The 14,009-nt window shown below is 39.5% G+C and carries 11 protein-coding genes, 1 tRNA gene and 1 pseudogene; 8 read left to right on the forward strand and 5 right to left on the reverse strand.

The window, feature by feature from the left end; genetic code table 11:
• Position 1: 1 nt before the first annotated feature.
• From rfbD to ACZ42F_RS01040, 3 genes and pseudogenes are all read right to left on the reverse strand, one after another.
• Positions 2-871, reverse strand: a complete 870-nt coding sequence (gene rfbD / locus ACZ42F_RS01030; RefSeq protein WP_464279420.1) for a dTDP-4-dehydrorhamnose reductase — start codon at positions 869-871, stop codon at positions 2-4.
• A pseudogene (gene rfbB / locus ACZ42F_RS01035) lies at positions 858-1,702 on the reverse strand (dTDP-glucose 4,6-dehydratase). The gene rfbD and the pseudogene rfbB overlap by 14 nt, the downstream one beginning before the upstream one ends.
• Complete coding sequence (locus ACZ42F_RS01040) at positions 1,687-1,872, reverse strand: GDP-mannose 4,6-dehydratase (protein ID WP_464279421.1); 186 nt, start codon at positions 1,870-1,872, stop codon at positions 1,687-1,689. The pseudogene rfbB and the gene ACZ42F_RS01040 overlap by 16 nt, the downstream one beginning before the upstream one ends.
• Before the next feature lie 129 nt (positions 1,873-2,001).
• On the opposite strand from ACZ42F_RS01040, the gene ACZ42F_RS01045 reads away from it, so the two are divergent.
• The 3 genes from ACZ42F_RS01045 (at position 2,002) to ACZ42F_RS01055 (ending at position 5,553) form a co-directional block, all read left to right on the forward strand.
• On the forward strand, positions 2,002-4,917 hold the full coding sequence (locus ACZ42F_RS01045; RefSeq protein WP_464279422.1) for an NAD-glutamate dehydrogenase domain-containing protein: 2,916 nt from the start codon (positions 2,002-2,004) through the stop codon (positions 4,915-4,917).
• A gap of 80 nt (positions 4,918-4,997) precedes the next feature.
• A tRNA-Val gene (locus ACZ42F_RS01050) sits at positions 4,998-5,073 on the forward strand.
• A 21-nt stretch (positions 5,074-5,094) separates the two neighbouring features.
• Complete coding sequence (locus tag ACZ42F_RS01055) at positions 5,095-5,553, forward strand: tRNA (cytidine(34)-2'-O)-methyltransferase (protein WP_029967221.1); 459 nt, start codon at positions 5,095-5,097, stop codon at positions 5,551-5,553.
• A 36-nt stretch (positions 5,554-5,589) separates the two neighbouring features.
• On the opposite strand, the gene ACZ42F_RS01060 is transcribed toward ACZ42F_RS01055, so the two are convergent.
• Both ACZ42F_RS01060 and ACZ42F_RS01065 read right to left on the reverse strand, forming a co-directional pair.
• The gene (locus ACZ42F_RS01060) at positions 5,590-7,575 is read right to left on the reverse strand and encodes a TRAP transporter permease (protein WP_464279423.1); all 1,986 of its coding nucleotides are present in this window, start codon (positions 7,573-7,575) and stop codon (positions 5,590-5,592) included.
• Positions 7,576-7,662: 87 nt separating this feature from the next.
• Entirely contained in the window at positions 7,663-8,637 is a 975-nt protein-coding gene (locus ACZ42F_RS01065; protein ID WP_464279424.1) for a TAXI family TRAP transporter solute-binding subunit, read from the reverse strand.
• A gap of 315 nt (positions 8,638-8,952) precedes the next feature.
• On the opposite strand from ACZ42F_RS01065, the gene ACZ42F_RS01070 reads away from it, so the two are divergent.
• From ACZ42F_RS01070 to ACZ42F_RS01090, 5 genes are all read left to right on the forward strand, one after another.
• Entirely contained in the window at positions 8,953-9,999 is a 1,047-nt protein-coding gene (locus ACZ42F_RS01070) for a 4Fe-4S dicluster domain-containing protein (RefSeq protein ID WP_464279425.1), read from the forward strand.
• Positions 9,989-10,819: an FAD/NAD(P)-binding protein gene (locus ACZ42F_RS01075; RefSeq protein ID WP_464279426.1), complete on the forward strand. Its 831-nt coding sequence runs from the start codon at positions 9,989-9,991 to the stop codon at positions 10,817-10,819. Before ACZ42F_RS01070 ends, ACZ42F_RS01075 begins: the two co-directional genes overlap by 11 nt.
• A gap of 11 nt (positions 10,820-10,830) precedes the next feature.
• Complete coding sequence (locus ACZ42F_RS01080) at positions 10,831-11,571, forward strand: NADH-quinone oxidoreductase subunit B family protein (RefSeq protein WP_029967209.1); 741 nt, start codon at positions 10,831-10,833, stop codon at positions 11,569-11,571.
• Between the two features lie 14 nt (positions 11,572-11,585).
• The gene (locus tag ACZ42F_RS01085; RefSeq protein ID WP_464279427.1) at positions 11,586-12,959 is read left to right on the forward strand and encodes a Ni/Fe hydrogenase subunit alpha; all 1,374 of its coding nucleotides are present in this window, start codon (positions 11,586-11,588) and stop codon (positions 12,957-12,959) included.
• Positions 12,960-13,429: 470 nt separating this feature from the next.
• On the forward strand, positions 13,430-13,648 hold the full coding sequence (locus ACZ42F_RS01090; RefSeq protein WP_029967204.1) for a type II toxin-antitoxin system HicB family antitoxin: 219 nt from the start codon (positions 13,430-13,432) through the stop codon (positions 13,646-13,648).
• The last annotated feature ends 361 nt before the right edge of the window (positions 13,649-14,009 follow it).

Genomic DNA, 14,009 nt, shown 5'->3' on the forward strand with positions numbered 1-14,009 from the left:
TTTAGCCTTCTAAATGAAAGGAGAAAAGGTATTCTCTTAAGGCTTGAATCCAGGGTCTGGGAGTTATGCCCGTTAGTTGGGTAAACTTTCGAGTGCTTAGGACTGAAAAGGAAGGGCGCAAAGCCCTTTGGGGATACTCCTTGGAAGTGATGGGAATTACTTTGCAGGGCAGTCCAGCACAACTTATGGCTTCTTGAGCCAGTTCGCACCAGGAGGCTTGCCCTGAATTTACCAGATGGAAAATACCTGTACCTTGTTTTTCCAGCAGGTTTAAAGTATAGATAGCCAGATCTTTGGTATAGGTGGGGGAGCCTATCTGGTCGTGGACCACTTTTAAACTTTCCCTTTCTCTGGCTAGCCTTAAAATTTTACTCACAAAATTTTCCTTGTCTTCTCCAAAGAGCCAGGCTGTTCTAATGATAAGAAAATTTTGCTTAAGTATGTCAGTAATGGCCCTTTCCCCTTCAAGTTTGGTTTGTCCATAGACACTTAAGGGATGGGGTTTATCTTCTGGCTCATAGGGAAGGGTATGTTTGCCATTAAAGACAAAGTCTGTGCTGTAATGAATGAAATAGAGATTTTTTTTACTGGCCACTTGAGCGAGGATTTTGGGGAGATTGCGGTTTAGTAATCTGGCTTGTTCTTTCTCTTCTTCTGCCAGGTCCACCTGGGTATAGGCAACAGTATTAAAGATGTGCGAGATAGAATGTTCCTGGACATAAGAGCTTACAGCTTCTTCAGAAAAGATATCCAGCTCTCCCCGAAAAGGAGCTTTTACTTCCCATCCCCTTTCCTGGAGAACTTGGCTTAACTTTTGTCCTAAAAGGCCTGTTTTACCGCCCAAAACCAGGGCTCTTTTATCTTTTGGCATACCATTTCCGCATAAATTCTAAGTATTCTCCACTGAGGATACTTTCTATCCAGGACAAGTTTTGTGTGTACCAGGTTAGAGTCTTCTCCAATCCTTGCTCAAAAGTCAAGCTGGGGTAAAAGCCAAGTTCTTTAGAAGCCAGGCTAAAATCCATGGCATAGCGAAAATCGTGCCCTGGTCGGTCCTGGACAAACTTGATTAAAGTGTGGGGCTTGCCCAAAAAATCAAGGATGGCTTTGACCACTTCCAGATTGGTTTTTTCTGCCTGACCGCCAAAGTTGTAAATTTTTCCAGGTTTTCCTTTACGTAAGGCCAGATCTATCCCCCGACAGTGGTCTTCCACAAAAATCCAGTCCCGAATGTTTTCTCCTTTGCCGTAAACTGGAATGGGTTCGTTTTTAGAAGCCTTTAAAAAGGTAAGGGGAATAAGTTTTTCCGGGAATTGATAGGGACCATAATTGTTGGAGCAGCGCGTAATAACCACTGGAAAGTTATAAGTTTTGTAATAGCTTCGGCAAATCAAGTCAGCTGAAGCCTTGGAGGCAGAATAGGGACTATTGGGAGCTAGAGGGGTATTTTCAGTAAACTTGCCTTCTTTGCCCAGAGAGCCATAAACTTCATCAGTAGAAATATGAATGAATTTTTTGATTCCTTTTTTCTGGCACACTCCAAAAGATTTTGAGTCCCCAGGACATTGGTGGTAATAAAAGGGTAGGGATTATCAATGGACCTATCCACATGCGATTCAGCAGCAAAATTGATTATATACTCTATGTCGTACTTGTGAAGTATTTCTGTTACCAGCTTTTCCTCTTCTATGCCGCCACGGATAAATACATAATTTTTTCCTGCTTTTTTTCCAGTTCACTTAGATTTTTTAAATTTCCAGCATAGGTCAGTTTGTCCAGATTAACCACAAACAGGTTTTCATATTTTGCAAAAAGATAGTATAAAAAATTACTGCCAATAAATCCTGCTCCACCAGTTACCAAGATTTTCACTACTAACTCCCTGAAATAAATGTAAATATTTTATAAGCTAAGCAAAAAAAACGTTTAAAGCAAGAAAAATTTTCTTTACCTCAGAGAAAAATTTGAGTTACTAGGGTAAGAAAAAACAAGGGAGGTCCTATGACTTTAGAAGTAAGTGCACTCACTCCTCAGATTAAAGAAATTTTAGGCTCTATGGCTGAGGAGATAAGTCCTTGGTTTTTTGCCAATATGCATCCCTATTATTTTCGCTTTCACCCTGAAGAAGAGATAAAAAAACATATTTTGGCCATTATTTCCGGCCGACTCACTACGGATAAGGGTATTATTTCTTTAGAGAGCCCCTGTGGGACCAGATTTACCTTTATTACTCCTGGAGAAAATAAAAGTGCTTTAATAAAAATTTTAGAAGATTTTAAGGAAAAAAAGATTCAGACGGTCAGGATGTATACTTCTTTGGATGGAAGTATCTGTCTTAGTACTTTTCAAACCTATAAACAAGTAGAAGATTTAGAAATAAAAGAAGAGCTAAATCTTGAACTGGACAATTTTTTTAAAGAGAAGATTATCAAGCCTGAAGAGAAAGAAGAGTTTTCTTCTTTTATTTCCTGTGCCAATAGTGAATACTTGACCAGGCTGGAAAGAGGAAGGGTTGCCAGACACTTTAAAATATTAAAAAATTTAAGAGGAAAAGAAGAGGTATATTTACATATAGAACCGGAAGTATATGCTGAAGAAAGCCGTATAACTATTGCCATGAACAATCCGCCTAGCTATGGTCTGCTTTTAGAGATTATAAAAATATTTTTTAGACATAATTTAAATATAAACAGGCTTTACCTGGATACTTTTTACAATAGAGAAGAAGATATTACCTCTTTGATTATAAGCTGCTACTTAAAATGTACGGCTAAAGAACTAGAAAAGGATAGTTGCCTGTTAAATCTACAAGAGGATTTGAGTTTGGTAAAATGGTTTTTCCCTGATGAACTGGAATGGTTTGCTCAGGAAAAAAACTTTTCTGTAAAAAAGGTTTTTCTTTTACAGGCCAGTAGTGAATTTGCCCATCAATATCTTTTGAAAATAGACCCCTATGCCTATACCCAGGCCAGGATAAAGGCCAAGCTGATAGCCTATCCAGAAATTACAGAAGAGCTTGTAGATTATTTTTATGCTCGTTTTTCTCCTCAAGAAGAATCCAGAGAAGACTTAATGGCCGTAAGAGAGCTGAATCTAAAAAAGAGCTTGGCTGAACTTACTGATGAGATTGCCAAGAATGTTTTTGAAAGCATTTTTCTTTTTTATAAGAATATCTTGCGTACCAATTATTTTTTTGAAAACCTTTTTGGGCTTAGTTTTCGTTTGGATCCAAAGGTTTTTGCTTCTTTTATTAAAGATGAAGAAATCCCCTTTGGTATTTATTATTTTTATGGAAGGTTTTTTATTGGTTTTCACATTCGCTATAGAGATATGGCCAGAGGTGGAGTAAGGGTAGTGCGTACCAAAAACCTGGAACACTACAAAATGGAGCTACATCGGGTATTTGATGAAGCGAGAGGGCTGGCTTTGGCCCAGCAATATAAAAATAAAGATATTCCTGAGGGTGGTTCCAAGGCAGTTATTTTACTTCATCCTTTAGGGGATATAGATTTGGCGGTAAAAGCCATGGCTGATTCTCTTTTGGATCTTATTGTTTCCAGTAAAGACTCTCCCTGTAAAGAAAATATTGTTGATTATCTAAAAAGACATGAGCTTATTTACTTGGGTCCGGATGAAAATATATCTCCTAAACACATCAACTGGATTGTTCAGAGAGCCAGGGAAAAGGGATATTCCTGGCCCCAGGCCATTATGAGCTCTAAGCCTGTAGCTGGCATAAACCACAAGCAGTATGGAGTTACCAGCCTGGGCGTGGTGGTGTATATGGAAGAGGTTTTAAAGTTTCTGGGCCTCAATCCTTATGAACAGGAGTTTAGTGTAAAACTTACAGGTGGTCCTGCTGGAGATGTGGCAGGTAATGCCTTGAAGTTGATTATCCAGAATTACGGTAGCAAGGCCAGGATATTGTCTTTAAGTGATGGGCATGGTTGTCTTTATGACCCATCTGGCCTGGATCATGAAGAACTACTTCGTCTGGTAAAGGAGGAAAAGCCTACCTCTGAGTTCTCTCCTGCTAGGCTTAAGTCTAAAGAAGCCTTTTTGGTCAAAGCAGATACTCCAGAAGGCGTAAAAATCCGTAATGAACTACATAACAAAGTAGTGGCAGATGTATTTTTACCCTGTGGAGGCAGGCCTGATACCATTAACCTTAAGAACTGGGCAAAATTTTTGACTCCTGAAGGTAAACCTTCAGCCCAGGCCATTATAGAAGGAGCCAATTTGTTTATCTCTCCAGAAGCCAGGGAGAAATTACAGGAAAAGGGCGTATTAATCATTCACGGCTCTTCAGCCAATAAAGCTGGGGTTATTTCTTCTTCCTATGAAATTTTGGCGGGATTGATTTTAAATGAGCAGGAGTTTTTGGAATTAAAGGATGAGTATATAAAAGAAGTATTAGAGATTTTGGGAAAAAGGGCCAGAGATGAAGCCAGGCTTCTTTTGTGGGAATACAAGTTGCGAAGTAAAAAGGAATTTTTGACTAAAATAAGTCTGGAAGTTTCCAGAGAGATAAATGAATTAAGTGATATTATTTCCTCTCTGTTAACCGAGAAGGTGGGAGATTTGAGTGCAGATGACCTGTTGCAGGAACAGGTCTTGGAATATTGTCCTTTTGTCCTGGTATCCAGGTATAAAAAAAGGATTTTAACCGATACGCCTGCCAGGTATAGGTTTTCCTTGTTAGGCGCTTATTTGGCTTCAAAATTGGTTTATAAAGAGGGATTATCCTGGGCTAAAAGAATAAAAGAATTAGAGGACCTTTATGGTTTTTTACGCCTTTACTTGCAAAAGAATAAGAAAATCAAAAACTATGTTCAAGAACTGGCCAATCCAGAAGTACGGGAGATTGTAGAACAAATGGGCAGTAATTATTTGGCTTTAAAAGAATTTTTACATTGATAAAAAATTTTCACCAGGGTAATTGAGAGGAAAAATCATTCTTGACTACCCTGGTGAGTGAAGATAATTTTTTTTAATCAGGGCGGTTAACTCAGTGGTTAGAGTGCCATCTTCACACGGTGGAAGTCCGGGGTTCAAATCCCCGACCGCCCACCACCTGTCCTTAGAGAGTTATCCTTGGAAATTGTACTTTTTGAGCCAGAAATCCCACCCAATACCGGCAATATTGCCCGTCTGTGTGCTGCCACCACTACTCCTTTACACCTAATAGAGCCTTTGGGTTTTAAGCTAGAAGATAAATATTTGAAAAGGGCTGGCCTGGATTATTGGCAATATCTAAACTTAAGAGTGTGGAAAAGCTGGAGTGATTTTTATCAAAACCAGGCTCCAGATAAAAGGCTGGTGTTTACCAGTGCCAGGCAGGGGGAAATTTACACAGAGTTTTCTTTTACTGAGAAGGATGTACTGGTTTTTGGGCCAGAGAGTAGAGGTCTTCCTGAATATATTTTAGCCCAAAGTCCTTTTCGCATAAGAATTCCTCTCTGGGGAAAGGTGCGGAGTTTAAACCTTTCCACTGCAGCAGGAATTATTCTCTATGAAGCCTACAGACAGATAGGAGTGCTAAAGGAAGGATAGGAAGATTTTTGTTTTCTTCCTATCCTTCCTTATTTTTTAAGCCAATCCTTCTTTTTTGTTTTTATAGCGTTGCCAGAGATAAACCAGGAAAATAATAGTAATACCAATTATATCGCTACTTAAGTGAGGATGATAACAGAGAAAAGTGCCAACAGCAAAGATAATCCATTCGAAAATAGTAGTATTTCTTACTAAATAACCCATGGTAAGGGCAGAAAAGGCTATTGTGCCTACAGTGGCACTAAAAAAAGCCATACCTATTTCAGACCAGCTTCCAGCAAGCAAAATGCCTGGCACATAAGCGAAAAGAAAAGGTACTACATATAACAACTTGGCAAATTTAAAGGAAGTCCAGCCTGTTTTCCAGGGGTCAGCTCCAGCAATGGCTGCTCCAGCATAGGCAGCTACACATACAGGAGGCGTAATATTGGAATCCTGGCTAAACCAATAGACAATCATGTGAGCAGCTATGGCCATGGTTGCGTCGTGTCCCTGCCAGATGGGCATCTGTTGCATGATTTCAGTAAGGGCAGGTACAGCTAACACTGCAGTAATAAGGTAAGAAGCTGTTACTGGTACGCCCATGCCCAGAATTAAAGAAGCCAAACCAATAAGCAAAATAGCAATGGGCAAACTTCCTTTGGAAAGAGAGATGATGATATCTGAAAATTTTAAGCCTATACCTGAAAGAGCAATGGTACCTACGATTATACCAATTACTCCTACTGTAGCACCAATAACCAGAGTGCTTTTAGCTCCAGTAATAATGGCCTCCCAGATTTCCTTAAGGCCCATTCTATGCTCTTTGTCAAACTGACTGATTATAATACAGGAAAGGGTGGCCCAGAAAGCAGAATTACCAGGCGAATAACCTAGTAACATCATTACAACGATAATTATTAGAGGTACAGATTTGTACCAGTGTTTTTTAAATATTTTTCCAGGTTTGGGTAACTCTCCCTCTTCCAAGCCTTTAATATTGTGTTTTTTGGCTTCAAAATGGATCATGGTAAGTACAGAAAGGAAGTAGAGAACAGCTGGAAAAATGGCCATTTTCATTATTTCTACATAGGGAGTATTGGTAAGCTCTGCCATCAAAAAGCCACCTGCACCCATAATAGGAGGCATAAACATTCCACCAATAGAGGCAGCAGGTTCAATGGCCCCAGCTACATGGGGTCTAAACCCTGCCTTTTTCATCAAGGGAATGGTAAAGGTGCCTGTGGAAACTGTATTGGCAATGGCTGAGCCAGATACAGAGCCAAAAAAAGCAGAGGCAATCACCGAAACCTTGGCTGGCCCGCCTACAGTTTTACCGGCCAGGGCCAGGGGCCATTCAATGAAAAATTTCCCCACTCCAGATTTTTGTAAAAAGGACCCAAAGAAAATAAAAAGAATTACATAAGTCACCAGAACATTGGCCATAACCCCAAAAATACCGTTTTGTTCCAAAAAGAGAACTGTGGAGAGCCTTTCCAGGCTAAAGCCCCTGTGGGCAAAAAGGGAGGGGAAATAGCGGCCATAAAGACCATAGATTAAAAAGAATATACCACATAAGGTCATGGACCAGCCCAAGACCCTTCTGCAAACCTCTAGAGATAAGAGTATGCCAATAATAGAAACTATAAAATCTAATTGAGTATATACTCCTGCCCGATAGTTTAGGTTTTCAAATTCCAGCATCCAATAACCAACACAAAAAGCAGCTAATAAGGCCAGACAAATATCAAAAAAAGTGGGTCGTTCTTGGTTAGATTTTCTCCAGAAAGGAAAGTAAAGGAAAATCATCACGTAAGTTATAAGTACATAAATTCCACGATTATACTGGGCAGAAATGGGCCTGATTCCAGAAGAATAAAAATAAAGAAGGACCATGATTAGTCCTAGGATAGAGGCAATAATGTGCCAAATACCCTTTAATTTTCTTCCGCTTCTGGATTCTTTGGAGATGATTTTTTTTAGTTCTTGTTTTTGTTCTTCAGCTAATTGGATGTCCTGTTCTAACAATTTTTCTTCGCTCATATCTACTCCACAAAAGAAAATTTTTAGATAAAAAAGACCAGGCTTAGATACAAGCCTGGTCAGAAAATAGCAAATATAATTTCTAAATTACTTTAAATCAGGCACTTTCACGCCCATTTCTTTCCAGAATTTAGCTGCCCCAGGATGAACAGGAATGGAAACGCCCCTTAAACCATTTTCTATGGACATTTCTTTGGCTGTCTTTTTGATGTTTACCATGTGTTTTAGACCTTCTGGAGAGTAAATGGCCTTTACACTGCGGTAAACTACATCTTCAGGGACATTTTGGTTGGCACACCAGTAAGCAGCATCCTGGAAGGAAAGTACTGGTTTGGTCTGGTTAGAATAGGTATTGGCTGGAATTTCTAAAGGGGTATAAAAGGGATAAACCTTGTAAAAACCTGTTTTTTCAGCGTCTTTATGAACATCAATGAGTTTGATTTTATCTCTAGTAGCAGCTTCAATAATGGCAGCTGTGGGATAGCCAGCAAAGACCCAGAAGGCGTCAATCTTACCATCATTAAAGGCTGCTGCAGCAGCACTATATCCCAGGAATTGAGGAGAGAAGTTGTCCCATACTCCAATGTGTCTGAAAAACCTTTCAGCAGCAGTAGCTGCACCAGAACCTGCATTACCTACAGCTACTCTTTTTCCTTTTAAATCCAGAGCAGAATTGATGCCTGAATCCGCCCTTACTACCAGCTGAGCAGGGGCGCCATAAAGGTAGGCTACGGCTCTGACATTAGTATATTGGTTGGTATCTTTGGGAAGTTTACCCACTCTGCCCAGGTAAGCGTCTCCAGAATAAACGATTCCAAAGTCAATGTCCCCCTTGTCCAAAAGTTTTAAATTGGCAGTAGAGCCTCCTGTGCCCTCTGCAGAAATTTCAATGTCTGCATACTTTTTTTGGACAAAAACAGAGATACCATTGGCAAAATATTGGAAGGTTCCACCTACAGGACCACCTCCAAAGGACAGAAAAGTTTTGGCCGATACAGGCAAATTAAAACTCAAAACAAGACCTAAAATAGCCGCTAAGCTAATAAACCATTTTTTAAACATACCCACTCCTTTTTTTGGTTTTTGGGATAAAACTTTTGGCCTAAACTTAAATCAAAGATGAGGGTTTTCGTCAAGAAAAAGATGTCTTTTTTTGAGTTAGAGTCAGATTAAACCTTTCATTATTTTCCTAAAAAGAAAAAAGAAAAAGATACTATTCCATAAATGGATTTAAAGAAGTGGTAAAAGGAGGTATTTTTTTGATGAAGGAATTAGCGGTAGCGTGAGGGATTGTGAAAATATTCTTTTATTTGACTCTCACTAAAAAATATAAAAAAAAGGTCAAAATGTGTAAAAAAGTATGAGGTGGGGAGGGAGATGAGTAACTATATCGTTTATTTAGAGCAGTTAGAGGGTCTCTTTGCTGGTTGGCAGGAAAAGTATAAGCTTTTTGTCCCCCAGGAAAAAGAGGGCTTTTACTTTTTGGAAGAATATAGCCCTGAGGCTGAGATTTCTTTTGATTATGACCTCCTTTATAATCCTCCTAAGAGCTTTATTTTTCCTCCACGAGAAGACTTAATTGAATTTGACTTAAAAACCTATAAATCTAAACCTCTTTTGACAGCTAGCTCTCAGATTTTATTTGGTCTGCACCCCTACGATATCAAGGCCCTAAATCAGTTGGATCAGGTGATGGATATGGGAAGTGTGGATGTCAATTACAGGCAGCGTCGGGATAATACCATAATTATGGGCCTTACTCCTTTAAGGGTGTGTCCAGAAGCCTTTTGGGGCAGTGTAAATGCTTTTAATGTAGATTTTGGCTTTGACCTTTTCTGGACCAAGATTGGGCCAGCTACCTTCCTGGTAGAGGTGGGTTCTAAAAAGGGAGAAGAGCTCCTTTTTGTCAATGGAAGGGTAGATAAGGCTACTTCTGCAGAAAGGGAAGTGGCCAGGAGAAAGAAGCAAGAAATAGTGTCCCTTGTGCAAAAACAAAACAGGTTAAAATATTCCTGGGAGGAAGTACCCAGGGTCTTGGAAAAGAGTTTTGATTCTTTTTTGTGGGCAGAAAAGTCCAGAAAGTGTTTGGCTTGTGGAAGTTGTAACCTCATTTGCCCCACTTGTTATTGTTTTGATATATTGGACGAAGTAGACGACAAACTAAATAAAGGCAAACGCTATCGTACCTGGGATGGGTGCATGTTGGAAAGTTTTGCTAAGATTGCTGGCGGGCACAACTTTAGGGGAAGAGCAGCAGAGCGTTATAGGCATCGCTATTTTCGCAAGGGAAAATACATTTATGATATGTTAGGTGAATTGGGGTGTGTTGGTTGTGGGCGGTGTGTGCGAGTGTGCACAGCTCGCATTGCTAATCCTCTGGAAGTTTTCAATGTTTTGTGGGAGGCTCTAAGTTATGAAAGATAAATTTTCTCCTTATGTTCCCAGGGTGGCAACCCTAAAAGCCAAGAAAAAACTTTCTGATTTTGTAACTCTTTTTGAGTTTGCTCAAGACAATGGCAAACCTTTGGCCCACCGCCCTGGTCAGTTTATTCAACTTTCCCTATTTGGGATAGGAGAGGCCCCTTTTTCCATTACTTCTCCTCCAAGAAGTGATCATCACCATTTTGAAATAGCTGTGCGTAAGATTGGTACCGTTACTACAGCCCTGCATAACCTGGAGGTGGGAGCCAAAGTAGGAGTAAGAGGCCCTTATGGTTCTTATTTTCCCATGCATAAGTTTGTGGGGCAGGATGTACTTTTTGTGGCTGGAGGACTGGGCTTTATTCCCTTAAGAAGTTTGCTTAACTATATGCTCAGGCACAGAGATGAATATGGGCGGATAATGGTTTTGGTGGGCACTAGAAATCCCAAAGAGCGTATCTTTATAGATCAAATCGAAGAGATGAAAAAAAGAACAGATGTGGAAGTATTGGAGACAGTGGATAGCCCGGATGAAACCTGGAAAGGCAATGTGGGCGTTATCACCACTTTGCTGCCCAAGGTAAAAATAGAGCCAGAAAGCACCTATGTGGCCATGGTTGGGCCACCTGTAATGTATAAATTTGTCATCAATGAATGTAAAAAAATAGGCATAGATGAAAAGAGAATATATGTGTCTTTAGAAAGAAGAATGAAGTGTGGCTTAGGTAAATGTGGCCATTGCCAAATAAATGGCATTAACTGTTGTGTTGATGGTCCTGTTTTTTGTTATACTGAAATTGCCTCTTTAGAAGAGGCTATTTAAAGGGGATAAAAATGTCTAAGCCAAAAGTTGCTTTTTTTGATTTTGCTGGCTGTGAAGGAGATCAATTACAAATAGCCAATCTGGAAGAGAGAATTTTAGATATTGCTTCTCATGTGGAAATTGTAAGTTTTAGAGAAGTAAAGACAGGTCATAGTGATGATTATGAAATAGCTTTTGTAGAAGGCTCTATTACCAGGTATGAAGATGAAGAAAGGATTAAGGAAATTCGTTCCAGGGCCAAGATTTTAATAGCTTTGGGAGCCTGTGCCACTATTGGAGGCATAAACTGTTTAAAGAATTTTTTAAATGAGCAGGAATATAAAAATATGGTCTATGGACCCTGGGCAAGGTATTATTCCACCTATGCTGCCAGGCCTGTTTCTGCAGTAGTACCTGTGGATGGAGAAATTCACGGCTGCCCCATTGATAAAGAAGAGTTTGTAGAAGTGGTAAAAAGTTTACTTTTGGGCAAGAAGTACACACCTCCAGATTATCCGGTTTGCGTGGAATGTAAAAAGGCAGGGAATATTTGCCAGTTTGAGCGGGGTAGGTTGTGTTTGGGTATTATTACCAGAGCAGGTTGTGGAGGAGTGTGTGTCAGTAGAGGTAGCGTGTGCTGGGGCTGTAGAGGTCCTGCACCCAGTGCCAACCTGGATGCAGCCAGAGAAGTTATGGATGAACATGGCTTTAGCTGGGTGGAAGTAGAAGATAGATTAAGACTTTATTTGGGCCACTTTTTAAAGTTTAATTAGATAAAGGTGAAAAAATGGCTAAAGAAAAGGTAAAAGTAGAAGCAAAAGAGTCTCCAAAATCCAAGGACAAGACTTTAAAGGTAAAGTATTTAACCAGGGTAGAAGGCCACGGCAATATTGTGGTTAAAATTGATAAGCAGGGAAAAATTGAAAGTTGTTCCTGGGAAGTGCCAGAAGCGCCTCGTTTTTTTGAAGCCATGGTAGTGGGAAGGCCCTATCAGGATATTCACCACATTGTCTCTAGAATATGTGGAATCTGTTCTATTGGGCATCAATTGGCTTCTATTCAGGCTACAGAAGAGGCCTTTAATGTTCAGGTCTCAGAGCAGACCCTTATTTTGCGCAAATTAGCTTTGCATGCTGAAAACCTGCAAAGCCATCTCTTGCATATTGGCTATCTGGTTTTGCCGGACCTTTTGGGCGTAGACTCTGTGTTTCCTCTGGCTGAAACCCATAAAGAAGAACTGGTAAATATAATTGAATGTAGAAAACTGGCCAATGAGTTTAGTGCTACCATTTGTGGTCGTACTACACATCCTCAACGCTTGTGCCCAGGTGGGATGGAAGCCATTCCTTCTGTTCAGGAATTAAAAGAACTAAAACTTAAATTGCAGAAGTCCTTAAATAATCTTTCCAGAATGGTGGAGCTTTTTGCCGCGCTTAAAGATAAGTATCCTGTTTTTAATCGTCCTACAGAATATATAGCTCTGGTAAGCAATGGAGAGTATGCCTTATACCAGGGAGAAATTGGTTCTTCCTTGGATGAGAGAAAACCCAATAATTTTTATAACCAGATTACCAACGAGTACTGTATTCCTCAGTCCACTGCCAAGTGGACCAGAAATGTAAAAGATTCTTATATGGTGGGCGCTTTGGCCAGGTTTAACTTAAACTATGAATTGCTTTCTTCCCAGGCCAAGAGTGCAGCTTCTAAATTGGGATTGGTAGCTCCCTGCCACAATCCTTTTTACATTACTCTGGCTCAGTTAGTGGAATGTGTACATTCCACTGAAGATTCCATTTATCTTATTGATAGTTTGCTAAGCAAAGGGCTTAAGCAAGAAGCTCCTATAAAAATAACTCCCAGATGGGGAAAGGGAGTAGGTGCAGTAGAAGTGCCCAGAGGTATTTTATTCCACTCTTATGAATACAATGAGCAGGGAAGAATTGTAAAAGCAGATTGTGTTATCCCCACCAACCAGAACCATGCCAATATTCAAGAAGACTTTAATGTCTTTGCTCCTACTTTAAATGGCAAGTCTGAGGAAGAGATAGAACTGCTTTTGAGTATGCTGGTTAGAGCATATGACCCTTGTATTTCTTGCTCTACCCATTATCTTGAATTAAATCCCAACAAAGAAAAAATAGTTAAATTTATTTACGTTTAAAATAGAATATATAAAAGATTTTTTTTTGGAAGGTGTCTAAAGATTTTTAGACACCTTTTTATTTTTTAAATATATTAGAAAAATTCAACCTGGGTTGGTAGAATATTTTTTTATGGTTTATTTTAGGTAATGTTAAATAAAGTATACTCAAAATAATAGATTTAATTGATTTAATGAACAGTTCTATAAAAAATCATCCTTGATGCTGACATATTGGGCTTTTGAAAGAATGTTTGAAACTCATTTTTGTTCGCTAAGAGCAAAAGGGGGCACAGGTATACCAAAGAGGCAATGAAAGATTTGTGCCTTTATTTTATGCGGGGAAAATTTACATCCAGAAGTTATCAAGGTACTTATTGAAGCAAGAGAAAAGTAATTTAGCTAACAATTAGCTCCACCGCGTCGATTTGCTGTTCTTAATAGCGACAAATGGGTTTAGAGATTAGGCCAATATAAATTGGAGGTTTGGCATGAAAGGTGAGTTTACAGCAATTATAGAGCCTGCACCCGAAGGTGGGTATTGGGCTATTTGTCCTGAAGTGCCAGGTGCCAATGGACAGGGAGAGACAATAGATGAAGCAAAAGAGAATTTACGTCAAGCTATTGAACTCATTCTCAAAGATCGAACAGAGGATATTCTGCGTGGATTACCTGAAGATGCAATCCAGGAAAAGATTGTAATTGCATGAAACGCAAGGATTTAGAAAGAAAATTGCGCATAGCAGGGTGTTATCTTAAAAGGTAAGGTGCGTCGCACTCACTATGGATTAATCCAAAGACCGGGGTTATTGAAGCTGTTCCTCGGCATAAAGAAATCAAAGAACCTTTAACAAAGAAAATATTGAAAAATCTAAGTGCAGAATAAAGCGCCTAATAATTATACCGATTCGCTATTACACTGCGCTTAATAGCGACAGGTGAGGTTGGAGGTTAATTCATTTAAGATAAAGGATAAAAAGTAATGGCTAATGTAGAAGAAATTATTGTCATCAATTGAGTCTCTCTCCTAAGAAGAATTTTCGCGCTTAAGAGAATGGTTTTATGAGTGAG

The sequence above is a fragment of the Desulfonauticus autotrophicus genome (genome assembly GCF_055381725.1).